We start from the raw sequence: 23,425 nt of genomic DNA on the forward strand, positions 1-23,425 counted from the left end.
GAGTGTGCATTTCTTTGTAATTTTATGACAACGGAAATACCTCAATATAGTTAATTGAAACCAAAAGTAGCTTTTTGTACAAATTGCTGATAACTATAAAACTTCCTTAAAAGTAAGGTTAATACAACGAAATATAATGTAAAAGGAGCTAACGTTATTCAGTAATTTGGCGCTATTGTTGAATCAGTGAATTTACGGAGCTGAGGATTATTAAGTAAATAAGAGCAAAATAAAAGCGGCCTCCACGATTAGATTGTGGAAGGCCGCTTTTTTTATAAACACAGTCTACATTATTGTTGTTACAACGGACTCACTTGAAATAAACTAAAAGATCTTTTGAGTTTACTAAGCTTTTCGCAATGATTTCATAATTAAGCTCACTATGAAAACTAGAATAATTGCTCCAATGAGAGCAGGGAAGATATAGAAATCTGAAATTTTAGGACCCCAACTTCCAAGAAGCATACCGCCAATCCATGCACCGATTATACCTGCGATAATATTACCAATAATTCCTCCTGGGATATCTTTACCCAAAATTATACCTGCAAGCCAACCGATAATCCCGCCAATTATTAAAAACCAAATAAAACTCATACTGTCCAACTCCTATTTTTTATTTTAAATATTTCGCCATAGTGTTTTATAACCTTTATTAAACCTCTTCAAACATAAGGAGGAAAAAAATTTGTTTGAAGTTTCAAAGAAGATGGTGGACATTGTTATCTCTAATATGTTTTGTCATCAATGAAGTAAATAAAATAGTGCGTCTGTTATTATCTCCTTTTCTAATCGGGCATGTTAGCTGAAATTGAAGCAGCAGGTTAACTTAAGGAGGGATTTTTAAAAAATAAGAGAATAACTATTGAAAGACCAAATTCTGGGATATAAGAATATAGCTAGTTTCATAAAGGAATAATGAAACTAAAAACGAGAGGAGAGAGATATTGATGGAGATAATTCAATTATCAAAGAAGGATGAATTATTTAATAAGGCTATAGATGTTTTTTGGAAAGAATGGGGTGTGGAAGGTGGTCGTGCTTTTTATGAAGATTGTATGATTCATGCCTTAACTAATCCAAATGACATACCGAGTTTTTACATTGCAAAAGTAGATGATAACATTATCGGAACTTATGCATTAATTCGTAATGATCTAAATAGCCGTCAGGATTTGAGCCCATGGCTAGCATGTTTGTTTATAGATGAAAAATTCAGAGGTAATTCTCTAGGAGCTAAATTGTTGAATCATGGACTGCAGGAAGCAGCAAAAAGAGGGTACGAATATCTCTATCTTACTTCAGATCTTAAAGACTACTATGAGAAATATGGTTGGGAAAAGATTGGGGTTGCTTACGGACTTAGTGGAGGGAGAATACCTTTGTTTAAAAAGAATACTGCTCTATAACTAATACAGCGATAGCTAATGGCAATGATTGTAAGTCTTAAAGTTGCTAAATCTCCTCTCTTTTAGGTGAAAACTTTAGCTAGTCTATTTATGTCAGCAGAAGGTATCTTGATTATGGTTGAAAAACAAGGTCATATCGTGGGGCTAATGGCGAGATAGCAAGGCTTTTACAAAGAGAACTATTTTGCAGCTTTCGCGTTTTTAATTATTTAGCAATCGGGGGCTTTCCTGGAACAAGGGTAAGCCATTTTCTTTGTAGGTGCACGATAAACTAATACCATTACGATTATTAAAAGCTTATCTAAGTTCTATTGAGAAGGAGTCTTACTAAAGATGAATGAACAAAGTATCAAAAATAAAAAGGCTTGGGAATATCGAGCATATGAATTTTGGAGCAAAAGTAACGGTACTCCACAGGATTTAGCTACTCATATGGTAGAAAATCCCGGAGCATTTCTTAAAAAGCATAAACAATACTTTGAACGTATTGAAGGCAAGAAGATTGCAAATGTTTGTGGTTCAAATGGCAGAAAAGCAGTACCATTAGCATTATTGGGTGCTGGAGTAACAGTATTTGATATTTCAGCAGAAAACCAAAAATACGCCTTAGAATTAGTGGGATTTGCAAATACCTCTATTAATTATATTGTCACTGATATTTATGATATAGACTTAGAAATGTATAGCAATCATTTTGACATGATTTATTTAGAAGGTGGCATATTGCATTATTTTAATGATATTGATAAATTCATGTTTATTTTGTTTTCATTATTAAAAGATGGTGGAGAAATGATTCTAAGTGATTTTCATCCCTTAAGAAAATGTATAGTTAAAGGTCCTAACGCTGAAATCCAAAATCAAATCCAACAAGGTTATTTTGACAAGGAAATAAAAAATGGAGACTTAGCGTATAAGCATTTCTTTGATGAGCATGAACAAGAGGACTTTCCTGATGTGTCTATAAGATTATATACACTTAGCGAGATAATAAATTCTGTCATCACATCTGGTTTTAAATTAAAAAAATTTGATGAGCATCGTGGTTGGAACAATGAAAATATACCGTGGGAATTTACTATTTTGGCTTTTAAATAGCTAAATTAGTTTAATTAAGGATGCAGAAGAAAAATTGTTATTTTATTTAAATGTTATAAGACGTGTGTGGAAGTGATTGACCTTAGGAGAGGAGAAAAAGATGATTGAATTACGAAAAATAAACGGTGATAACATAGATGAAGTAATAGCACTTGAAGTTAATGAAAACCAGAAAGACTATATAGAAACGACTAACCTCAGAAGCTTTGCAGACGCTCATATGATGAACGCAGACGGAATACCAGCGACTCCATTTGCCATTTATGCCGATGAAATTGTGGTTGGATTCTTGATGTACATTTATGATACGTTAGATCATGAATCATTTGAAACTGAAGTTTTTTACGGGAAGAAGAGCTATTTTATTTGGCATATGATGATTGATAAGCATTACCAGGGGCAAGGATATGGCAAACTTGCTTTTGAAAAAATGCTGAAGGATATTGAAACTACGCCAGATGGAGAAGCAGAATATGTAACCCTCTTTTATCATACAAGTAATGTCAAAGCTAAAACATTATACGCTTCATTTGGTTTCATGGAGACTGGAATCATTCAGGATAGTTCGATGTTAGCCATTAAAAAACTAGATAGGAACATAACAGAATCCTTAGTGAATAGGATCTCTTTGAAAGAAATGTAGGCTACAACGTCTCGACTCATTATAAACCCAAATATCTATAATGAAAAACCGATTTTGTTAGAACTGACTTAATAAGAAATAAATATTGTATACCGCGATCGGGCGCTTTCAGTAAAAGAAAGTGTCTTCTTTTGAAGCTCGCTAATAGTTCAGCAATATATTATTTTCAAAGATGTTTTATCATCTGGAAGGTCTACTATACAGCAATAGCAATTTTAAAAAAGCAAAAGATCATATTTGATAAATACGGAGTGCTGAATAGAACAGAATTAATAATTAAATCCAAATAAAGAAGCTTAATTTTTTTCAACACATAAGAAATGCGTCTACAATCAAGAACAGATTCACCTTCTATTTAAAAAGGTCTGTTGGCCATTTTATGAATTTTTTGAATACCGATTTCAGTCTAATTACCGATAGCATATTAAATGATTATCCTGTATTGTTAATAGGTCGTTAAAGACACTATCAGGTATATCCTGCAAATATATGAAATGATAGGTGGAAACAATGAATTATCAAGTATTATTATATTATCATTACACGAAGATTGAAGATCCAGCAGCGTTTTCAGCAATGCACTTAGCCATGTGTAAAGAAATCGGTTTAAAAGGTCGTATTTTAGTTGCTACTGAGGGCATTAACGGTACTGTTTCAGGTACGATTGAGCAAACAGAGCAATACATGGCAAACATGCAAGCAGACCCATTATTTGAAGGCATTGTCTTTAAAATTGATGCGGCAGAAGGGCATGCATTCAAAAAAATGCACGTACGCCCACGTCCTGAGTTAGTAAACTTAGGCTTAGAAGAAGATGTAAACCCACATGAATTAACAGGTCGCTACCTGTCACCAGAACAATTCCTTGCCGAAATGCAAGATGAAAATACAGTAGTATTAGATGTGCGCAACACGTATGAATACGATGTCGGCCATTTTCGTGGCGCGATTCGACCAGATGTAAAAAACTTCCGTGATACACCGGAATGGGTCCGTGCAAACCGCGAGCTATTCGAAGGGAAAAATGTTTTAACTTATTGCACGGGTGGGATTCGTTGTGAGAAGTTTTCGGGCTGGATGAAACGGGAAGGCTTTGGCAATGTCGGTCAATTACATGGCGGTGTTACCACATACGGAAAAGACCCTGTTACAAAAGGTCAATTATGGGACGGTCAAATGTACGTATTTGATGAACGTTTAACGGTGCCAATCAATCAAGTAGAGCACGTAATTATCGGTCGTGATCACTATGACGGTGAACCTTGTGAACGTTACATTAACTGTGCAAACCCTGAATGTAACAAACAAATCATCGCATCTGAAGAAAATGAAGCTAAACATTTAGGTGGCTGTACAATCGAATGTACAAAGCATGCACGCAACCGCTACATCGTGCGTCACAATTTAACAGAAGAGCAAGTAGCGCAAGCGATTGAGGCGTTACAAGCAAAAGCGTAAAAAGCCGTATATCAATCATAAAAAAACGGCATAAAATATCTATCATAACCTCAACCAACGATATTGAAGTACTGAAAACACTCTATGTAAGTGTTCAAACTATCCATTCCAATAATGGACTAGTCTGTTCGCTTACACAGGGTGTTTTTTCTTTTGTAAGGAAAAAGTAAATGACTAATTAATAGGTGATGATGCTAATAACTTAAAGCTGTTTAAAGTAAATGATCACAGGGTATTCAAAAAAATGTAACAGGATGTAGCTAGTGCAAGCTCACAAAATGTTGAAGAAGCCTTGCGGAACTTTTTAATTATTAAACAAGATCGGAGATGATTGCTGATGGGAAACCCACATCTAACTGACCCACGTACGAAATTTTATACGGAGAAATTCCCGGATCAAGAACAGAATACGCCAGCGCTACAAAATGAAATGAGTCCTAAACCTGATTGTGGAGAAGAATCATATAAAGGATACAATCGCCTGGAAGGGCGCAATGCCTTGATTACCGGAGGCGATTCTGGAATTGGCCGTGCCGCCGCCATTGCATATGCACGCGAGGGAGCAAATGTGGCCATTCAATTCTTCCCTGGCGAAGAGGAAGATGCCAATGAAGTCAAAGAATTAATTGAAAAAGCAGGCAGAAAAGCATTACTGCTACCGTATGACTTGCGAGAAGATGGCACAGCGACAGAAATTGTGTCAAAAACAGTGGAAGCTTTTGGCGGATTAGACATACTAGTATTGAATGCTGCGCAACAAATCGCACAGCCATCCCTAAGTGACTTAACAATCAAACAAGTGCATGACACGTTCAAAGTAAACATCATCAGCATGTTTGAGACCGTCAAAGCTGCCGAAAAACATCTGGAACCAGGAAGTGCGATTGTCATGACCACATCGGTTCAATCGTTCGATCCGTCCTCATCCTTAATGGATTATGCCGCGACAAAAGGTGCCATAAGCAACTTTATGGTATCCCTGTCCTCGTATTTTGCTTCTAAGGGTGTGCGTGTTAATGGTGTTGCACCAGGACCAATTTGGACGCCGTTACAGCTGGATAATGGAAAATTGGAAGGAGAAATTCCGAAGTTTGGCCAAATTACTCCTCTCGGCCGTGCGGGACAACCAGTAGAGCTTGCGCCGGTGTATGTTCTTTTGGCCTCCGATGAAGGAAGTTATATTACCGGTCAGATTTATGGAGTGACTGGTGGCAAGCCGATAGACTTGTAATCTTACGTAAATGTCAAATAGAAAAATCTGATGCGAAAATAACCACTTTCATCACATTTAAGACACTCATGTAGAAATGGGTGTCTTTTTGTATAGGGCCATTTTATTGATTAAAAATGGGTTGAGAGATTTTGAAGAAAAGTACAATAAAGTAACAGGGCACGTTCGTTAAATATAAAAAATTTGAAAGTTGGCTATATAATAGAAATTGATATTAAGATAAGGAGTGGTTGTAATGAAGATAAGTAAGCACAATGCTGAGCATTATTTATGGGGTGATAACTGTGATGGTTGGCATCTAGTAAAAAATACAGAATTAAGCATCATCCACGAACGAATGCCAGCAAATACAACGGAAGTTGTACATTATCATAATCAAGCACGTCAATTTTTCTTTATTTTGACAGGGATAGCAACTATTCAAATTCACGATGAAATTATTACATTAAATCCTCAAGAAGGGATAGAAATACCTCCTCTTATCAAACATCAAATGCGTAATGAATCTAATCAGGATGTTGAATTTTTAGTAATATCCCAACCAAATAGTAAAGGTGACAGAGTTAATTTGTAAAATGTTCATACATAATCTTGAATAAAGGTTTCAAATAATGTGTTTATATCCTACAACAATGAAAAGACCCCATTTAGATAGTGAATATGTAAAACTGAATATGCATACTAAAAAAAGACAGTTAGTATTTGGCACAATACCAATAAAATAAGCTCGGAGGAATAAAAATATGAAACGATTGGGGACTCTCTACTTTTTCTGTGGGAAAATGGGAGCAGGAAAATCAACGAAATCAAAACAAATGGCTATAGAAAAACATGCGGTACTGTTATCTGAGGATGAATGGCTAGCATCTCTTTATCCCGATCAGATTACATCATTTGAGGACTATCTTAAATTTTCAGCGCAGCTTAAGCCGATGATGAAAAAGCATGTCCAAAATATTTTAAGTGTTGGTACTGATGTAGTGATGGATTTTCCAGGTAACACTCAAAAACAGCGAAAGTGGTTTTTGGATATAGCGTCCGAGGTCAATGCAAACCATCAACTAATTTTCCTTAATTTAAATAACGAGCAATGCTTACATCAAATAGCACAAAGGCGTATCGAACAGCCCGAAAGAGCAGCTTTTGACACGGAAGCTACGTTTATTCACGTTACTAAATTTTTTGAAGCCCCTGAAGCATCCGAGGGTTTAAATATTTTAGAGGTTAGTGGAAAAGAATAACAAAGGTTGGTTATCATCCAGAAAATCAGGAAGCACATCACTTATATGCCAGTTTAGGATTTATTGATAATGGTGATCAATTTAGAATGGAAATGGCTGTTATCAAATAAATAAACGAGATAAGGGAGAGCCTGTATTGTGTTCTCCCTTTTAAATTTATAAATACACTATTCAAGAAGCGGAAACTACTAATTTGTTAGAATGTAAAATCTAGAATCATTTTACTCGTGTCACCTGTAAACTTATAATTATAAGATCCTTTCAGGCTCTCTAAGTCACCGGTAGCTTTGATGATTGTTGCTGGAGAATCTAGATTTCCTTTATCAAATATCCCTTGCTCTAGAGCAGTAAACGTGCCCTGTTTTCCTTTATAAGTTCCTTCAAAATGCAAAAATCCGGAAATTTTAGAAGTGGCTAAATGACCATCATCTATAGAAGAGTCTATATAAAATAATAAATATTCAACAAAAGCTTTTCCTGTTAATTCACCCTCAATATCATACTCGACATGGGCAATATTTATAGGGAATTCATTTCTAGTGTTGTCCACTGGCTTTTCATCCCATTTGCTTACTGTAAATGTTACCTCCATAGTTAATCTCCCTTCATTACTAAATGGTATTTCACCTCAAGTATAAATCCAAAAAGTACCATTATCAATAATAGAATAGGATTGCTTTTATTATTTTTTCATTACTAACTTTGGGTAATATTATACGGGCTAGATTGTCGAACAATAGTTGTTGACTAAACCAATTGATTTGAATACAATTCTTTAGAAATACAGATGTGAAGAGTAGTTAAAGACTTGGAGCATCGATGGATCTAATGTTGTTATTCTTAGTGATGATGCAACGGGATTTGCCATTACAGAAATAGGATATTATCATTTTCATTACCATAATTAGAGAGAGTAATAAAATGACAGATTAATCTACAATAATTAGGAGAGGGGAAAATCGAATGAACCCTTTGTTATTAGATATTCCTTTACAATTAGAAACAGAAAGACTAATTCTTCGTGCACCACTTTTAACTGGAGACGGAGAAATTGTGAACCAAGCAATTAGATATTCCTTTTCTGAATTAAAAGAGTGGTTGTCACTTTTCCAACAAGTTCCGACCGTTGAAGAAACAGAAATCTTGTTAAAAAATGCTCATATTAATTTTTTAAAAAGAGATAGTTTTCGTTTCCTTATTTTTGATAAAGATGGAGGCAAGGACTTAATTGGAACTACGAGTCTTCATGCAATTGACTGGAACATTCCTAAAGGTGAGATTGGATACTGGATTAATACAAAATATAGTGGTAATGGATATATGACGGAAGCAGTAAAGGAGTTAGTAGACTTCGGATTAAATTATCTTAAATTTAAGAGAATTGGAATAAGATGTGAATCAACAAACGTTAAAAGTCGTTTTATACCGGAAAAACTTGGTTTTATATTAGAAGGTACTTTAAGGAATGAGGATCTAACCGCAGATGGCAGCAGGCTGACTGACATTTGTATTTATTCTAAAATAAATTAAAGGTAGCTAAAAAAAGAATTATCTAAATTGAAGTCTTAGAAAAAGGCGCTTTCCTGGAGCAAGGAAGTGCCTTTTTAAAATTAATTGAAAAGGTGCCCATTTTACATTTAAAGGTCATAATTCAGTGTTTAGTTATATACTAGCAAAATAAACCTACATTTTTTCTAGGCTATTTTTTATGGGCTTTTGAAGTACGTCTATAATGGCAGCGATGATAGCAGTTACTAACATCCCTATAAGACCAAGTGCTATCGGACCCGCTGCGTCATCACCCGTGAACATAGCCAAAACCCTTAGGTAAACTATTAAAAACAAAATGAATAAAATAGTAGTGAAAGCACATTTTTTTATAACCTTCAAGCATTGAAGGGAAACCTCAGAAAAAGCATTGTTTATATTGATAAAACTCAATAGTTTATATGCTTGATACAACGCAACAGAGAACGTGATGCATACCCCATATGCACCTATTAATAATGGATATATCGAATAATCTCCTGGACGCTCTTTTGCATCCCGTATAGCTGCTTGAGGTAACCAATATATACACACAGCAAGCACCGCAATTCCAATAAGAAAAGCAACGATCTTTAAGAAAAAAATTGAATTTAGTTTACCATTCATTTGAAGCACCTCATTGACTTAATGATAATATGATGTAATACGATATTAGTCTATTTTTTATCGTTTATCAATACATTTATTTCGATTTATAATATATTATTGCTGTTTTTCAATTGGTTATTTAATAATCATTTGGGAATCGTACTTCAGTTATTGTAAGTTTTTCATGAAGTAACTGAACAAAAGAGCGCAATTCACACTTGACGTATCGATAATTCTCGATATAATGAAATGTGCAAGTTAGTTTTATTGAGGATGAAGCCTATATGGCTTCGAAAAAGAGTGCGCACTTGACATTTCGATAATTCTCGATACAATGATTTGTATGAAACAAGTTGATATTTTTAAAGCATTATCCAATGAAGCAAGGTTGCAAATTTTAGAATGGCTCAAGGAACCGGATCTCCATTTTAAGCCCCATGAAGGGATTGATATGAACGAAACAGGGGTTTGCGTTAGTCAAATAACAGAAAAATTGAACATGACGCAATCGACAGCATCTCATTATCTTTCCATGCTCTTACAGGTTGGTCTTATAAAGGCTGACCGTATAGGAAAGTTTACTTATTATAAAAGAAATGAAGATGCCATCAATGGAATCGCTGAATTCTTGAAGCAAAAGAAATAACGAGTGAAACTGAATTCTTTGTGCGTTCTTTAAAGAGTTCAGTTTCATTTAGGCTAGCTAGAAAATTTTATATTTTTTTGAACTAACATATCGATAATTTGAGATATGTCTATATATCTATATATATAAATGATTTAAAGGAGTGACATCACTTGTCTAACACAATAAAGATCTATATTTTGGCTATCGTCAGTTTTTTAGTAGGAACTTCTGAATATATAATTTCAGGAATTTTAGATACGATAGCCGATTCACTTGGCATAACTTTAGCTGCTGCAGGTCAATTAATTACAATATTTTCGCTTGTATATGCAATATTTACACCTATTTCTATGGGAATAACGTCTAGTATGGATAGACGTAAGTTAATGATTTTTTCGCTAGGTTTGTTCGTAATAGGTAATATCTTAGCGTTCATCCTACCTGGTTACGGATTATTTGTGATGGCTCGTGTCATTATGGCACTTGGAGCAGGGATGGTCGTAGTTACTGCATTAACGATCGCTGCAAAAATTGCACCAGAAGGGAAGCAAGGCAGCTCAATTGCTACAGTGGTTATGGGCTTTACAGCTTCATTAATTATAGGGGTGCCCGTTGGCAGAATTATTTCTAGCGCATTTGGCTGGAAAGCGGTATTTGGCGGGATAGCACTACTAGGAATTATTGCAATCATTATAATAAGAGCGACGATCCCACTTATTGAGGGTGATAAATCTGTACCATTAGTTAAGCAGTTGGCACTTTTAAAGAAAAGAAAGGTGGCAATTGGATTAGCCATTACTTTTTTCTGGGTTGGTGGGTACTCAATTGCTTACACGTACCTTTCACCATACTTGTTACATGTATCAGGAATAGGGAAAAACTATCTAAGTGGCGTATTACTAATTTTCGGTATCGCAAGCTTGTTTGGTTCTAAATTTGGTGGATTTAGTACAGATCGTTGGGGAGTCCAAAAAACATTGATAGGTGGCATGCTGTTACATATTATCATGTTAGTATTATTATCTGTCGTAACAAACTCCTATATTAGTGTATTAATAGTATTAATACTATGGTCATTTGCAGCATGGACATCGGGACCAACACAACAATATAACTTGGCTACCATCGAGCCAGAATCATCTGGTATCTTATTAGGCTTAAATCAATCCGTAATGCAACTGGCAATGGCTGCTGGAGCAGGAATTGGAGGTGTTTTTGTGGAGAAAATATCACTATCTTCAGTTACTTGGATAGGTGCATTAGGAGTTACGATAGCTATTGGCGCAACGATGGCGCTTTCTCGAGCCCAGTCAAGCACGACCTCCGTAGAGTATAAAAAAGCCTAACAGTTTAGCAGAAAAATCGGTTTTTAAAATTTATCTGCTGAGTTAGGAATGCCCATTATAAAAATTAATAACATTTTTCGATGCCATGGAAAATCTAAATAAGATATTTCCATGGTTTTCTTTTCTTACATCAACTAGTTAAATACGCTAATTTTTGTTTGGGCAATATATTTTTATGAATATAAAACAAATTAGTTAGTCATAATATCTAGCGACAGATACCATGTTAAAAAATATTTTCTGGAGGAACAAAATTATGGCTAAAGATTTCTATACGACACTTAAAGAAAGACGATCTTACTACGGAATTGGTAAAGAGGTAAAAATATCGGATGAAAGAATTAAAGAAATTGTAGAATTTGCTGTGAAATATACGCCATCAGCATTCAATTCTCAATCTGCACGTTTGATTGTATTATCAGGTGAAGCACATAATAAATTATGGGACATCACAACTGAAACATTAAGAAAAGTAGTTGGAGACCAAGACTTTTCAGCAACTCAACAAAAAATGGATTCCTTTAAGGCAGGGTATGGCACCGTATTATTCTTTGAAGATGAGGCTGTAATTAAATCGCTTCAAGAGCAATTTGCTCCCTATGCTGAGAACTTTCCAATTTGGTCAAATCAAGCATCAGGTATGCACCAATTAGTAGTGTGGGCAGGATTGGAAGCAGAAGGATTAGGAGCTTCTTTACAACATTATAATCCACTAATTGATGATGAAGTAAAAAAAGAATGGTCTATACCTGAAAATTGGAAGCTTATTGCGCAAATGCCATTTGGTAATCCAACAGTCACACCTGGTGAAAAAGAATTCCGCCCACTTGAAGAACGAATTAAATTTTTTAAGTAATGAATATATATTTCTAACCAGTACCATTGCGGAACTGGTTTTTTTGTACGAAAGATACTTTAGTTTCTTAACATATAGTAGCATTCATTCAACGAACCAATAAATTTTTTATTGGTTTTCCAAATTTTGTTTTATTGACAAATCTGTGACGTGGGAATATGATTTTACTCGTAAATAATATCTCGAATTTGAGATATTGATTAATAACTATCTTGAATTCGAGATATGTTGAAAGGAGGTTTTTCTATATGAGTATCAATTGCTTAATATCAACAGGTTTGTAATGCAGATAGGTTGTTTTGGCAATGAACTCTTTGATTTGGTTCTCATTTAGTTTTAAGTCCGTTTTTATATCAATGGTATAAAAGTTTTTGTTACGTTTCATATTACTATTGTGCTTCTCTCCTTAAAATGAGAAGAACTACTAATCGTAATAAACAGCAAAGAGCTGTCATATTGCAAGCGAAACTTACAGTACTGGGCAAAATGGCCAATCAATAAAAAATATATTATAGATAGGGGAGCAAAAGATGGATATCTTCCTAGCGATTTTACCAGCTCTGTTTTGGGGAAGTATTGTGCTCTTTAATGTCAAGCTTGGTGGTGGTCCCTATAGTCAAGTACTTGGAACAACAATTGGTGCACTGCTCTTCTCCATAGGGGTTTATTTTGTAGTTAAACCAGAACTGACACCTGTAGTTTTGGGGGTCGGCATTGTTTCAGGTCTTTTTTGGGCATTAGGACAAGCAAATCAATTAAAAAGTATTGATTTAATGGGTGTATCTAAAACCATGCCGATTTCAACAGGTTTACAGTTAGTAGCCACAACTTTATTTGGCGTTATTGTGTTTCATGAATGGTCAACAACAATGTCGGTTATATTAGGTGTTCTGGCGCTTATTAGTATTATTGTTGGGATTGTTCTTACATCTCTTCCGAATCCAGAAGAGAAAAAAGAGGACAATGGTGGCAATTTGAAAAAAGGGATATTAATTCTCCTTGTTTCAACATTCGGATATTTAGTCTATGTGGTTGTAGTTCGCTTGTTTGATGTCAATGGTTGGTCTGCTTTATTGCCACAAGCAATCGGGATGGTTATAGGTGGGATTTTATTAACCTTTAAGCATAAACCATTTAACAAATATGCAATCCGTAATATTATCCCCGGCTTAATTTGGGCTGCGGGGAATATGTTTTTATTTATTTCTCAGCCACGTGTCGGAGTAGCCACGAGTTTTTCACTTTCCCAAATGGGAATCGTGATTTCAACTTTAGGTGGAATATTTATCATTGGTGAGAAAAAAACAAAACGTCAAATGATAGCTATAGTAATTGGGATTATTTTTATTGTCGCCGCTGGAATTATGTTAGGGATGGCGAAAGGATAAGAAGGAGGATTTTACATGTATTCAGATTTAGAAGGAAAAGTTATTGTTATTACAGGTGCTTCAACAGGATTAGGAAAAGCAATGGCATTACGCTTTGGTGAGGAGAAAGCAAAAGTTATCGTTAATTTCCGCTCAGATGAAAATGAGGCCAATGCTGTTGTTGAGGGAGTAAAAAAAGCAGGTGGGGATGCCATAGCTGTAAAAGGTGATGTGACAGTTGAAGAGGATGTCATCAACCTAGTACAGACTGCTGTGAATAAATTTGGAACCCTCGATGTGATGATTAATAATGCAGGTATTGAAAATCCAGTAGCTTCACATGAAATGCCGTTAAGTGACTGGAATAGAGTCATCAATACCAATTTAACGGGTGCGTTTTTAGGAAGTCGAGAAGCAATTAAATACTTCGTGGAGAACGATATTAAAGGGTCTGTTATCAATATGTCTAGTGTTCACGAAATGATCCCATGGCCTTTGTTTGTGCACTACGCAGCAAGTAAAGGTGGAATTAAGCTGATGACACAAACATTAGCCTTAGAATATGCTCCTAAAGGAATCCGTATCAACAACATCGGGCCTGGAGCGATTAATACACCAATAAATGCGGAAAAATTTGCAGATCCAGCAAAACGTGCAGATGTAGAAAGCATGGTACCGATGGGGTATATCGGAAAACCTGAAGAAATTGCAGCCGTAGCGGCATGGCTTGCTTCTTCCCAAGCTAGCTATGTAACAGGAATCACTTTATTTGCAGATGGTGGAATGACTTTATATCCTGATTTCCAAGCTGGTCGTGGGTAAGTAACAGCACCGACAATTAATCATGCATTTGTCTTTAGGCATTGGAGGCTGGCGTTTGCCACTTCCAATGCCTTTTAATTTAATTAATGTATTATTTGGAGGAAAATCCCAAGATAAATAGAATACATATGAGTAGGATGTTTGTGAAAGGGGTGGATTTGAAGTTTGAGTAAATTATCGTTAAATGAGTTAGAAAAGAAACTTAAAGGCATTAGAATTGAAGCTTTTGTTATTTATAAAGGGGATACTCGAATCTACGAGTACTTGAAGAATAAAAAGGTAGTCGAGAAGCCTTTAAAGGTAAATTCCATTACAAAGAGCATTGTTTCTATTTTAATTGGAATTATGGTAGATAAGGGTTAATTAAAAATATTCACGAATCCATTCAAAACTATTTTCCAGAGATATTAGAGTCTAATGATCCGCAAAAGAAAGAAATTACAATATTTCATTTGTTGACTATGACTTCGGGGTTACAAATAGGAAATTTCCAGGGGTCAAAAAACTGGGTTAAATACATACTAGAACAGCCAATTATACATAGACCTGGTTCAACCTTTCAGTATAATTCAGGAGACTCCCATTTACTAAGTGCAATCATACAAAAAATTTCTGGAATTTCCACTGCTTCATTTGCCGAAAAATATCTTTTTCATTCGCTGGGGATAAATAAATACACTTGGCTAAAGGATCCACAAGGAGTTAACGGGGGTGGTTTCAGTATTTCATTATATCTTGAGGATATGGTGAAGCTTGGATTGTTATTTTTAAACGAAGGGCAATTTAATTCAAGTCAGATCCTTTCATCCAACTGGCTCCATCAAGCAACAAGACCATATAATCAAGTGAAAAAAACAAATGAAGGAACTTATGGATATGGTTATCAGCTATGGACTTATGAAAATAATCATTCTAACACCCCGAATGATTATTATTATGCGAATGGTATATTTGGGCAATATATATTTATTGTTCCGAAATTAAATATTATGGCAGTGGTAAAAAGCCATCTCCAAAAAGAACAGCAATCAGCACCAAGAATCTTTTTTGAAGAGCGAGCTATTAAAAAGTTGGCAGGATGAGAGAGATAGTGGAGCAAGTCAAACTGCGATTCCTCCTTATGAGGATTGAGTAAAAAACTATGTGATATAGTGAGAAGCTTGAATAACCATAGTGGAGGTGAATGTTTTATAGATGATAGTATTTACGTTCATTAGTATTTATGTAATGCCAATTTTAGCTATTACATTTTGTCTAAACCTTGTTGCAATAATAAAGAAAATAAAAAAAGAAGTTAACTATATCTTTTGTATTCATTGTCTGGAGCATTGCTGTTACAGCGGTAGGTGAGTAATAGAGTTGCATTAACCAAAGCAATTAGCAGTTGAAAAGAAAATGCCGCAATCTTGATTGTTGACCAGTTAGTAGAAGATACATTGTAACTTTATTCCTCTAGTTTCGTTAAATTTGTTAAGAAGTGCATTCTAGTAAAATATCATAAGAGGAAGAATTAGAATGAAAACTATTTATCATTGTTTAATTATGTGGGTACCTTTTATCGTGCTGTTTGCCTTAGCTGGTGTGGGATTAGAAATTTTAGAAGGAAATAAAATCAGGACATCAGAATACATGACAGGACTTCGTGATTTTGGAATTGGTTATGTATTCCTAATGGGTTCCTATGCTTTCATTCTATATCCTCTTACATTTTGGCCATTAACATTTATTCTCAGTAAATTTATGGAAAATAAGATGTTTAAAATGGCTACCTTTACTTTATTTGGTGGGGGAATAGGGGCTTTTTCTTTAATAGTCATATATGGTTCTCGTTTTATTGTAGAATATCATTTAAATATTGTCAGCTCGATTATTTTATTTGGGATTGCAGGTTTATTCTATTCTATGGTAGAAATTTCTGTGAAGAAAAATATAAAATTTGTTTAACTAATGGGGACTTTTATTTTAATGATGATTTATCAGGCGCAGTTTCGAAGCAAAAATTGTGCCTTTTTTTATTTAGAGGAAGAGAAGAGGTGTGTGAATGGACGTGATTACTTTCAATTAATAGGAAAGGAGATATGATATACTTAGGAATATATTTACATATAGTTTATTAAATAGCAAGGAGCAGTCGAGATGCTATCGGAAAAAGTAATCAACTATTGCAAAAGTAAAAACTGGTGGTTTGAAGACATTGAAGAGGAGTATAAAGAAGCTTTAGTAAAGTTAGACATCGATTTGGGTTCTGATTTTGCTACTTTTTATTTGCATGCTGAGGATGGGCCGACTTTCTTTAGTAGACGACGTGAAATCTATCAGATTTGTTGGTTTATGATCAATACTTCTGATTATCTGTTAGGCATGAAGAGAACTCATGTCGTGTTAAACCTGCCTGAAGACTATATTCCATTGGATAATTTTGATGGGGAGTTCGGCTTTTTTTATAACAAGAATACTGACGAAGTGTTAGGCCTAGGTTTGGGCCAGCAGATGGAAGATTTTTTTGCGGGTAACTTGACTTCACAATGGAAAAGCTTTAACTCTTTCCTAGAGTGGTATTTTGAGCTGACAGATTTGTCTGTGACTCTATAGAAAAAGTCGTGAACATTTTTTTATCTATTGATTGATGCTGAGGAGAAGAATATAGTAAGAACGCCCTTTACTAATTAAGAGGGAATTTATAGGGCATCCCACCATATTAAGTCTTTTCAATCTTCAATAGCCGGGCGCTTTTCTAATAAGGAAAGCGTCTTTCTTCATGAAAAGGGCCATGGTATTCTTTAACGAATGGTCGAAATGACAGTTTGTGAAGCCTTTTTAATATCCTCTAAGGATTATTGTACTCTACCACTATTGCGTTTTTTACACACCCACTATTTGGTAGAAAAGTAAATACAACTGACATATAATTCATAGTAAGGAGTGGTACAAATGTATGGATTAGACACAAGTAAAGAAGCAATAAATATTGATTTAGCATTGATTAAATCTTGTTTGAGGCTGATTAATCAAACTGTGATTTTAAACAAACAAAGAGGAGAAACCTTTTCCGCTTCAGAAAATGAAGAGTTACATAAGTTAATTTCCAAAATTGATAAAGTGTTGAACAAAATTATGATGAATATACACTATGATATAAATATAGATTGCTGAACCAATATATTAAATTCAAATTCAGGAACACTTTAAATCAACATTTAGAAACAATTATTCCAAACTACGCTTTGGGAACATTAAGTTTCAGCATTTAATGGAATAATTATTATTTTCACAGGGTACTTTATTTTGTATAAAGGGAGTGTAAAAGTGGACCTATTACTTTGGATAACAATTGGTTTCATTTTAATTGGATTTGTTGTTCTCATTTCTATGAAAAAAGGTATGGAAAATAAGGTCGCCTTGATAAAAGTAAATATGGAAGATGAGGAAAATCCATCATCAAAAGCTAAATCGGTAATTTGGTGGATATGGAGTACTACTGCTTGGGGAATAGTAAGTATTTTTCTTGTTGTTTGTTGTTTTCATAATTACTTTGGATAATTGTTGCTTTTCATAATTGGGTGTATTGCTCTAAGAAATGTTTATTTCATATTAGAGATACAATGTGTAATTTGTAGTAGGTTTAGTACTATTTTTATTTTTTGTCTTTTCGTTTTTGTATTTAAACTTATCCTTTAGCAAATAATTAAAATCATATTCGTTCATAATAATGAAAAGGACGTGATGACGATGCTAAGTGAGAAAAAAATATCAAAGTTAAAAAATATGTTAATTGAACAAAAACACTCGCTTCAACGAAGAATGGATACAGATGATGAATATTTAGAACGAGGAAGTTTACGGGATTCTGTTGATGAATTGTCAACGATCGATAATCATCCAGCAGATTTAGGTACTGAATTATATGAACGTGAAAAAGATATGGCGTTAAAAGTCCATGACGATGATGAGTTAGCAAAAGTAAATGCCGCCTTACAAAAGATTGAGGACGGAACCTACGGCGTGTGTGAAGTTTGTCAACAAGATATCCCATATGATCGATTGGTAGCATTGCCTTATACCGCTTTTTGTATTGAACATACAGCAAAAGACGTTCCAACCGATCGACCGGTTGAAGAGCAAGTGATGCTTCCTCCAGTTGACAATTCTTTTTCTGGCCGAGATGACAAGGATGATATTCATGATTATGAAGATGTGTTTCAGGTTGTAGCAAAATATGGAACTTCCGAATCTCCGTCCGATTTTGAAGGGGATTTTGAAAATTATGATGAATTATATGAAGACCCTGAAGAAATTGCCGTTAATGATGAATGGGATTCCTACCATATCTCCGAAACAGATGAATTAACACGCCAAGTTTCCATTCAAGAAGTAGAACACGCGAGAAAATTTGATTATTTAGAGGATTAAATCAAAAAAAAGTCTAACAAAATGCGTTATTGAAGTAACAGTTACTTTAGCTTAATAAACGATATTCCACAATAGTGGCGCAATTCTCGAAGATGAATTGTGCCTTTTTCAGTCATATTAACGCATGAACTATGGATTATTTCAGTTGAGCTAAATACACCGTATCTCATATTCAATAGTAGTGTGTGTAAAGAATGGAAACCCATGATGTATGAAATAATCTAGTCCTCTAATGCAAATAACACTTCTATAGAAAACCAAATCAATACGGAGGTAAAAAAATGAATGTCCTTGATTGTATCATTATAGGTGGAGGTGCTTCTGGGTTAAGTGCTAGCTTAACTTTAGGAAGGGCAAGGAGAAACATTGCATTATTGGACGATGGAACGAATAGGAATAGAGTGACACAAGCATCACATGGATTTATTACTCGTGATGGGATAGACCCACAAGCGTTTAAAGAAAAAGCGTTGAAAGAGCTGGAGATTTACCCGTCCGTATCATATTTTACTGCAACTGTTACGGAAATCATTAAGGATATAGGTAATGAGCGATTTACTGTTAAAACAGCTACTAGTCAGGAATTTGTTTCAGAAAAAATAATACTCGCCACAGGTATTCAGGAAATATTTACCATACCCAGTATGAGAGAGTTTTATGGCAAAAGCCTATTTAGTTGTCCGTATTGTGATGGCTGGGAGCAAAAAGATAAGCCATTAGTGGTTATTGCAGAAAAAGAAGAGCATGTACTGCATTTGACTAAGTTAATTTATAATTGGTCGCAGGATTTGGTTGTCTTAACGAACGGAGTTCAATTATCTGAAGAAGGCAAAACAGAGTTACAAAAACACCATATCAAAATTATATCGGAAAAGATAAAAGACTTATTAGGTAATGACGGTTATTTACAAAAAATAGAGTTTGAAACAGGAGCAACAATAAGTAGAACGGGTGGATTTGTTGCCCCATCTTATTATCGCCCAAATCAATTTGCTGAGAAGCTAGGCTGTGACATACAAGAAGATGGGAAAGTTATAACAGATGGTGTTGGTAGAACAACCCAAAAAAACGTATATATTGCAGGGGAGACCGAAAGATCAAAACCATCCTCTTTAATGATATCAGCTGCTAAAGGTAATAAAGCTGCGGTTTCAGTAAATACGGATCTAACGATGGAACGCTTTTAATTGTCAAAAACCTCTCCTTCATTTATATAAAAGCTTAGCTAGTATAACCCATCAGCGCCAATGGGTTGCCACATCTTGCATTAGAATTCATATAAGATCGAAAGAACGGATTTTGATTTTAGAATTCGTTTTTTTCTTGTTGTTTAAAAAGGATTGAAGGGCATAGCATCGTATAATCCAGCGCATTTCTTTAGTAAGGAATGCGTTTTTTATTTCATTAATTCTTTACTCTACACGTTTTGCTTTTTGTTTTTTTAACTAAAAATTAAATTGTAAAGCTTGCTTGACATATATAAATATGTAAAGTAAACTTTACTTATCGATAAATGTACAGTTTGCTTTACATTTATAAAGGAGGCTATATGAAAAACAGAATTCGAGAATTACGAAAATTGAAGAAGATTACTCAGGAAGAATTGTCGAGACAAGTAGGTGTCTCTCGGCAATCAATCATTGCTATTGAATCAGGAAAATTCAATCCATCCTTAGAGCTTGCTTACAACATTTCTAAAGCTTTCAATAGCACAATTGAAGAAGTGTTTATATTTGAAGAGGGGGGAATGTAATGATGGAGCTTAATATCTGGGGTATGATTGGATTGTATGGGGGAGTGATAGGTGGACTCCTTGGATGGTGGTTCGGACGAAAGAAAGCTAGAAAAAATAGAGGTTTAGACGAGCTGTACTACCATATTTGGCAAAAGGCGAGATCCTATTCATGGTATGTGACGTTAGGAGCGCTGTATGTTTTCTTTACGTTAATCATTTTTGGAATAGAATTAAGCACTGCTATGGTTTTAGGTATCCTTTTATTAACACACATAGCGAGTTGGGGAATCATTGGAATTATTTTGAGCATTAACATGTCCAGTACAGCCCCGTTGAAGCCCTCCCGCGTGAAAATTGGTATAATCGTCTTTGTTACATCAATTATCGTTTTTACAATAATTTCGATCCTGACGACAAACTGGCTGTTCTTAATATTTAGTATCCCACCTAATTTAATTGCACTTTTTATCGCATTTACACCAAAGCAAGAAGATTCCGAGGTAACCTACTAGATTTCCTTTAACGTTTTTCCCCTTTAGATTTTTTAATCTATAGGGGTGTTTTTTTCTAAATGAAAAGAACATTATTATTTGGCAATATCGATTTGGAACTGTTTCCATTCGAGGGCAATTGGTTGATTTAGGTCATAAGGAAAATTTATGAATTTTTATAATTAACCCCTATTATTATTTATAGACTGTATGTGATATGTTAAAGAAAAAGGGGGATTGGTAATGCTATTTGATGATCAAGCTGTTGATAATATTTTCTACAAAAATGCACTTAAATAGTGTTTCAAGTAATTAATTGCACAATTTGAACTTTCACGAAAGTGGATAATCAAAGACTGATTATTCAAGGAGGGATTTAATTGGAAACAGAATATAGAATAGCTACAGAGCAAGATTTAGAAAGTATTGTTGCAATGCTTGCAGATGATGTTTTGGGACGTACCCGAGAGCGGTATGAGCATCCACTTCCCGATAGTTATAAAAAAGCATTTGAGGCTATTACATCCGACCCTAATAACGAGTTAATAGTGGCATGTCACGGTAATGAAGTGATTGGCGTACAACAAATTACGTTTACTCCTTATCTAACACATACAGGTGGATGGCGAGCTACTATTGAGGGAGTTAGAATTTCTTCTACTGTAAGAGGAATGGGTGTAGGTACTGGACTTATAAAATGGGCAATTCAGCGTGCGAAAGAACGTGGATGTCATATTGTTCAACTTACAACTGATAAACAAAGGCCAGATGCGTTAAAGTTTTATGAGCGAATAGGTTTTAAAGCAACGCACGAAGGTTTAAAACTAAAGCTTGAATAATTTTTTTATTACTAGCGGATGTTTTAATTGAATAACAGACTTCCACCAGGACGCTTTTCAGAATAAGAATAGCGTCTTTTTAGAATTCAGCAATTCTTACTTTTCTTCCTAATCAAACTCCTTTGCCCCCTGGAAAATCCCTTCCCTGAAATACTTTCTTTTCGGTAGTAATGATCCTTTTAAAGGTAACCAATAACAATAGCTAAAAACCTCTACCAGATTACGGTAATTGTATAGGAATCGTCTTACTCGAAGACATATTATATTTCCATATTTTACAGTCTATTAAAATTTGTAGCAGTCATGTAAACTACGACTATTGGAAAAAATTTAATAGAAGAAAGTAGAGGCAAACCAATGAAAGCACTATATGTTTTATTATCTTCCCTTGTACTATTTGGGTTTATTACCGTTTCTCCAGCAGAAGCAGCAGAAAAATCCATTGATTTGTATTATATGGATGATGTCGATTATGATCATTGGGCATACAATGAATTGGAGCGTTTCTTGTATGCGGATATTATTGACGGATATGTGGAAACAGAATCGTTTGAGGAAGATGGAGAGAAATATGAATATACATACGTCTCAGTAAAACCAAAAAATTCGATTACTCGTGCTGAATTTACGAAAATTTTAGTGAATTCAATGAATCTACGTGCAGGTGAAACAGTAAAAACGTTCCCTGATGTAAAACCGGCAAATTGGTATTACGAGTATGTTAAGGTTGCCAGTAGCCAAGGCATTATCAATGGTAAACCAGACGGTGCTTTCCGACCGAATGATAAGATTACACGTAATGAAATGGCAGTCATGATTTACCGTGCATTCAAGACAAAGCTTGATTTTACAGCAACAGGAAAAGCATTCCCTGATGTACCACAGGGGAATTTTGCTTATGAAGCGGTTATGAAAACGGCAGCTTTAGGAATTATCAAAGGGTACGGAGATATCTTCAAACCTTACAATGATGCAACTCGTGCTGAAGCGATCGTGATGATTGACCGTGCCTTGCATCTAGTGCCAGGAACAGATGAAGATCAACTTGCAATCATTCAAACAGTTGATCGTAACATTAAAGATGAGATGAAATTCACTAAACAACAAGATGTAGAAGCATTAAAAGCCCTTTATCGTGATACGACAATTGGTTACCAACTGGCTTATTCACTGGATAGTTTGGATATGACAGGTATGATTGAAGAATCAGATATTAAATTCACAATGGAACAGATTGGTGAAAATGAGATCAATGCTGTTTCTGTAAGTAATCATTTTGCTCAAGTCCGCATCGATAACTTAGTATATAAAGTATCTTTGACAGCTCCAGATATGTCTTTTAACACGACAATTGACTTATCAGGAACTGCTTATCTTAAGAAAAATGATGATGGTAAATGGAAAATTTATAATGTTGTTCTTGATGAAGATGACGATGACCAAGATTGGAAAGAAACATTAGAAACTGAGATCAACTAAGTACGAAAAAAGCGGATTCATCTCAAATCCGCTTTTTTTTCTTATTGTCTAACAATTCAACATCGTTTGCCTCTTGTTAAGAAAGGGTAAAGTCATCAATTTGATATTCCAATCATTTATGATATTCAATGAAAGGGCACGATTCTATAGATAGAATCGTGCTTTTTCTTTAGTATAAGTGCAGATTATGGGAATAGGATAATTGTTAGCTATTTGGGCAAAGTAATTGTTAAATC

At 34.8% G+C, this 23,425-nt stretch carries 28 protein-coding genes and 1 pseudogene; 26 read left to right on the top strand and 3 right to left on the bottom strand.

All coding sequences use genetic code 11. The annotated features are described in order from the left end of the window. Positions 1–345: 345 nt before the first annotated feature. Positions 346–597, bottom strand: a complete 252-nt coding sequence (locus tag OU989_RS09585) for a GlsB/YeaQ/YmgE family stress response membrane protein (RefSeq protein ID WP_274796914.1) — start codon at positions 595–597, stop codon at positions 346–348. A gap of 353 nt (positions 598–950) precedes the next feature. Here OU989_RS09585 and OU989_RS09590 point away from each other — a divergent pair, with 353 nt between their 5' ends. The 8 genes and pseudogenes from OU989_RS09590 to OU989_RS09625 form a co-directional block, all read left to right on the top strand. Then, positions 951–1,409, top strand: a complete 459-nt coding sequence (locus tag OU989_RS09590) for a GNAT family N-acetyltransferase (protein WP_274796915.1) — start codon at positions 951–953, stop codon at positions 1,407–1,409. A 333-nt stretch (positions 1,410–1,742) separates the two neighbouring features. Then, a complete protein-coding gene (locus OU989_RS09595) occupies positions 1,743–2,507 on the top strand; it encodes a class I SAM-dependent methyltransferase (RefSeq protein ID WP_274796916.1) in 765 nt (254 codons plus the stop codon). 100 nt (positions 2,508–2,607) lie between these two features. After that, positions 2,608–3,150, top strand: coding sequence for a GNAT family N-acetyltransferase (locus tag OU989_RS09600; RefSeq protein ID WP_274796917.1), 543 nt, complete (start codon positions 2,608–2,610; stop codon positions 3,148–3,150). Between the two features lie 510 nt (positions 3,151–3,660). After that, positions 3,661–4,608 (top strand): oxygen-dependent tRNA uridine(34) hydroxylase TrhO, encoded by a 948-nt coding sequence (trhO, locus tag OU989_RS09605; protein WP_274796918.1) that lies wholly within the window; start codon positions 3,661–3,663, stop codon positions 4,606–4,608. A 337-nt stretch (positions 4,609–4,945) separates the two neighbouring features. Further along, positions 4,946–5,839, top strand: coding sequence for an SDR family oxidoreductase (locus OU989_RS09610; RefSeq protein WP_274796919.1), 894 nt, complete (start codon positions 4,946–4,948; stop codon positions 5,837–5,839). A gap of 235 nt (positions 5,840–6,074) precedes the next feature. Further along, on the top strand, positions 6,075–6,413 hold the full coding sequence (locus tag OU989_RS09615) for a cupin domain-containing protein (RefSeq protein WP_274796920.1): 339 nt from the start codon (positions 6,075–6,077) through the stop codon (positions 6,411–6,413). 169 nt (positions 6,414–6,582) lie between these two features. Beyond that, a complete protein-coding gene (locus OU989_RS09620) occupies positions 6,583–7,080 on the top strand; it encodes a P-loop nucleotide/nucleoside kinase family protein (RefSeq protein WP_274796921.1) in 498 nt (165 codons plus the stop codon). Positions 7,081–7,085: 5 nt separating this feature from the next. Beyond that, positions 7,086–7,190, top strand: a pseudogene (locus OU989_RS09625) (GNAT family N-acetyltransferase); the annotation flags it as partial. Positions 7,191–7,276: 86 nt separating this feature from the next. Here OU989_RS09625 and OU989_RS09630 read toward each other — a convergent pair. Further along, complete coding sequence (locus tag OU989_RS09630; protein ID WP_274796922.1) at positions 7,277–7,672, bottom strand: DUF3224 domain-containing protein; 396 nt, start codon at positions 7,670–7,672, stop codon at positions 7,277–7,279. A gap of 371 nt (positions 7,673–8,043) precedes the next feature. Between OU989_RS09630 and OU989_RS09635 the strand changes: the two genes are divergently transcribed. After that, positions 8,044–8,610, top strand: coding sequence for a GNAT family N-acetyltransferase (locus OU989_RS09635; RefSeq protein WP_274796923.1), 567 nt, complete (start codon positions 8,044–8,046; stop codon positions 8,608–8,610). 153 nt (positions 8,611–8,763) lie between these two features. Here the strand turns inward: OU989_RS09635 and OU989_RS09640 are convergent, their stop codons facing one another. After that, positions 8,764–9,234, bottom strand: a complete 471-nt coding sequence (locus OU989_RS09640) for a DUF2975 domain-containing protein (protein ID WP_274796924.1) — start codon at positions 9,232–9,234, stop codon at positions 8,764–8,766. Positions 9,235–9,559: 325 nt separating this feature from the next. Between OU989_RS09640 and OU989_RS09645 the strand changes: the two genes are divergently transcribed. From OU989_RS09645 to OU989_RS09725, 17 genes are all read left to right on the top strand, one after another. Beyond that, positions 9,560–9,862 carry an ArsR/SmtB family transcription factor gene (locus tag OU989_RS09645; protein ID WP_274796925.1) on the top strand — a complete coding sequence of 101 codons (303 nt, stop codon included), beginning with the start codon at positions 9,560–9,562 and terminating at the stop codon, positions 9,860–9,862. A gap of 152 nt (positions 9,863–10,014) precedes the next feature. Next, entirely contained in the window at positions 10,015–11,190 is a 1,176-nt protein-coding gene (locus OU989_RS09650; protein WP_274796926.1) for an MFS transporter, read from the top strand. Positions 11,191–11,446: 256 nt separating this feature from the next. Then, on the top strand, positions 11,447–12,046 hold the full coding sequence (locus OU989_RS09655) for a nitroreductase family protein (RefSeq protein ID WP_274796927.1): 600 nt from the start codon (positions 11,447–11,449) through the stop codon (positions 12,044–12,046). A 530-nt stretch (positions 12,047–12,576) separates the two neighbouring features. Then, positions 12,577–13,434 carry a RhaT/GlcU family sugar-proton symporter gene (locus OU989_RS09660; protein ID WP_274796928.1) on the top strand — a complete coding sequence of 286 codons (858 nt, stop codon included), beginning with the start codon at positions 12,577–12,579 and terminating at the stop codon, positions 13,432–13,434. Positions 13,435–13,449: 15 nt separating this feature from the next. Continuing rightward, positions 13,450–14,235, top strand: coding sequence for a glucose 1-dehydrogenase (gene gdh / locus OU989_RS09665; protein WP_274796929.1), 786 nt, complete (start codon positions 13,450–13,452; stop codon positions 14,233–14,235). Positions 14,236–14,400: 165 nt separating this feature from the next. Next, positions 14,401–14,598, top strand: a complete 198-nt coding sequence (locus OU989_RS09670; protein ID WP_274796930.1) for a hypothetical protein — start codon at positions 14,401–14,403, stop codon at positions 14,596–14,598. Positions 14,599–14,618: 20 nt separating this feature from the next. After that, entirely contained in the window at positions 14,619–15,317 is a 699-nt protein-coding gene (locus tag OU989_RS09675) for a serine hydrolase domain-containing protein (protein ID WP_274797309.1), read from the top strand. A gap of 433 nt (positions 15,318–15,750) precedes the next feature. Continuing rightward, a complete protein-coding gene (locus OU989_RS09680; protein WP_274796931.1) occupies positions 15,751–16,179 on the top strand; it encodes a hypothetical protein in 429 nt (142 codons plus the stop codon). Between the two features lie 192 nt (positions 16,180–16,371). After that, positions 16,372–16,827 carry a hypothetical protein gene (locus OU989_RS09685; protein ID WP_274796932.1) on the top strand — a complete coding sequence of 152 codons (456 nt, stop codon included), beginning with the start codon at positions 16,372–16,374 and terminating at the stop codon, positions 16,825–16,827. Positions 16,828–17,166: 339 nt separating this feature from the next. After that, complete coding sequence (locus OU989_RS09690; protein ID WP_274796933.1) at positions 17,167–17,388, top strand: phosphoglycerate mutase; 222 nt, start codon at positions 17,167–17,169, stop codon at positions 17,386–17,388. A 153-nt stretch (positions 17,389–17,541) separates the two neighbouring features. Continuing rightward, the gene (locus OU989_RS09695) at positions 17,542–17,775 is read left to right on the top strand and encodes a hypothetical protein (protein WP_274796934.1); all 234 of its coding nucleotides are present in this window, start codon (positions 17,542–17,544) and stop codon (positions 17,773–17,775) included. 189 nt (positions 17,776–17,964) lie between these two features. Next, positions 17,965–18,645: a TraR/DksA C4-type zinc finger protein gene (locus OU989_RS09700; RefSeq protein WP_274796935.1), complete on the top strand. Its 681-nt coding sequence runs from the start codon at positions 17,965–17,967 to the stop codon at positions 18,643–18,645. A 281-nt stretch (positions 18,646–18,926) separates the two neighbouring features. Next, a complete protein-coding gene (locus OU989_RS09705) occupies positions 18,927–19,832 on the top strand; it encodes an NAD(P)/FAD-dependent oxidoreductase (protein ID WP_274796936.1) in 906 nt (301 codons plus the stop codon). Positions 19,833–20,194: 362 nt separating this feature from the next. Continuing rightward, positions 20,195–20,398 (top strand): helix-turn-helix transcriptional regulator, encoded by a 204-nt coding sequence (locus OU989_RS09710; protein ID WP_274796937.1) that lies wholly within the window; start codon positions 20,195–20,197, stop codon positions 20,396–20,398. After that, positions 20,398–20,892, top strand: a complete 495-nt coding sequence (locus OU989_RS09715) for a hypothetical protein (RefSeq protein ID WP_274796938.1) — start codon at positions 20,398–20,400, stop codon at positions 20,890–20,892. Before OU989_RS09710 ends, OU989_RS09715 begins: the two co-directional genes overlap by 1 nt. Positions 20,893–21,251: 359 nt before the next feature. Next, entirely contained in the window at positions 21,252–21,710 is a 459-nt protein-coding gene (locus OU989_RS09720) for a GNAT family N-acetyltransferase (RefSeq protein WP_341386103.1), read from the top strand. Between the two features lie 357 nt (positions 21,711–22,067). Further along, the gene (locus OU989_RS09725; protein ID WP_274796939.1) at positions 22,068–23,189 is read left to right on the top strand and encodes an S-layer homology domain-containing protein; all 1,122 of its coding nucleotides are present in this window, start codon (positions 22,068–22,070) and stop codon (positions 23,187–23,189) included. Positions 23,190–23,425 lie beyond the last annotated feature (236 nt).

Source organism: Lysinibacillus irui, assembly GCF_028877475.1.
Classification (GTDB): Bacteria; Bacillota; Bacilli; order Bacillales_A; family Planococcaceae; genus Lysinibacillus; species Lysinibacillus irui.

Coding starts and splice junctions, on each gene's coding strand:
- OU989_RS09590 (WP_274796915.1), top strand. CDS start 951: ATGGAGATAATTCAATTATCAAAGAAGGATGAATTATTTAATAAGGCT.
- OU989_RS09640 (WP_274796924.1), bottom strand. CDS start 9,234: ATGAATGGTAAACTAAATTCAATTTTTTTCTTAAAGATCGTTGCTTTT.
- gdh (WP_274796929.1), top strand. CDS start 13,450: ATGTATTCAGATTTAGAAGGAAAAGTTATTGTTATTACAGGTGCTTCA.
- OU989_RS09660 (WP_274796928.1), top strand. CDS start 12,577: ATGGATATCTTCCTAGCGATTTTACCAGCTCTGTTTTGGGGAAGTATT.
- OU989_RS09715 (WP_274796938.1), top strand. CDS start 20,398: ATGATGGAGCTTAATATCTGGGGTATGATTGGATTGTATGGGGGAGTG.
- OU989_RS09710 (WP_274796937.1), top strand. CDS start 20,195: ATGAAAAACAGAATTCGAGAATTACGAAAATTGAAGAAGATTACTCAG.
- OU989_RS09595 (WP_274796916.1), top strand. CDS start 1,743: ATGAATGAACAAAGTATCAAAAATAAAAAGGCTTGGGAATATCGAGCA.
- OU989_RS09685 (WP_274796932.1), top strand. CDS start 16,372: ATGCTATCGGAAAAAGTAATCAACTATTGCAAAAGTAAAAACTGGTGG.
- OU989_RS09620 (WP_274796921.1), top strand. CDS start 6,583: ATGAAACGATTGGGGACTCTCTACTTTTTCTGTGGGAAAATGGGAGCA.
- OU989_RS09615 (WP_274796920.1), top strand. CDS start 6,075: ATGAAGATAAGTAAGCACAATGCTGAGCATTATTTATGGGGTGATAAC.
- OU989_RS09630 (WP_274796922.1), bottom strand. CDS start 7,672: ATGGAGGTAACATTTACAGTAAGCAAATGGGATGAAAAGCCAGTGGAC.
- OU989_RS09645 (WP_274796925.1), top strand. CDS start 9,560: ATGAAACAAGTTGATATTTTTAAAGCATTATCCAATGAAGCAAGGTTG.
- OU989_RS09585 (WP_274796914.1), bottom strand. CDS start 597: ATGAGTTTTATTTGGTTTTTAATAATTGGCGGGATTATCGGTTGGCTT.
- OU989_RS09680 (WP_274796931.1), top strand. CDS start 15,751: ATGAAAACTATTTATCATTGTTTAATTATGTGGGTACCTTTTATCGTG.
- trhO (WP_274796918.1), top strand. CDS start 3,661: ATGAATTATCAAGTATTATTATATTATCATTACACGAAGATTGAAGAT.
- OU989_RS09725 (WP_274796939.1), top strand. CDS start 22,068: ATGAAAGCACTATATGTTTTATTATCTTCCCTTGTACTATTTGGGTTT.
- OU989_RS09610 (WP_274796919.1), top strand. CDS start 4,946: ATGGGAAACCCACATCTAACTGACCCACGTACGAAATTTTATACGGAG.
- OU989_RS09655 (WP_274796927.1), top strand. CDS start 11,447: ATGGCTAAAGATTTCTATACGACACTTAAAGAAAGACGATCTTACTAC.
- OU989_RS09690 (WP_274796933.1), top strand. CDS start 17,167: ATGTATGGATTAGACACAAGTAAAGAAGCAATAAATATTGATTTAGCA.
- OU989_RS09700 (WP_274796935.1), top strand. CDS start 17,965: ATGCTAAGTGAGAAAAAAATATCAAAGTTAAAAAATATGTTAATTGAA.
- OU989_RS09705 (WP_274796936.1), top strand. CDS start 18,927: ATGAATGTCCTTGATTGTATCATTATAGGTGGAGGTGCTTCTGGGTTA.
- OU989_RS09600 (WP_274796917.1), top strand. CDS start 2,608: ATGATTGAATTACGAAAAATAAACGGTGATAACATAGATGAAGTAATA.
- OU989_RS09635 (WP_274796923.1), top strand. CDS start 8,044: ATGAACCCTTTGTTATTAGATATTCCTTTACAATTAGAAACAGAAAGA.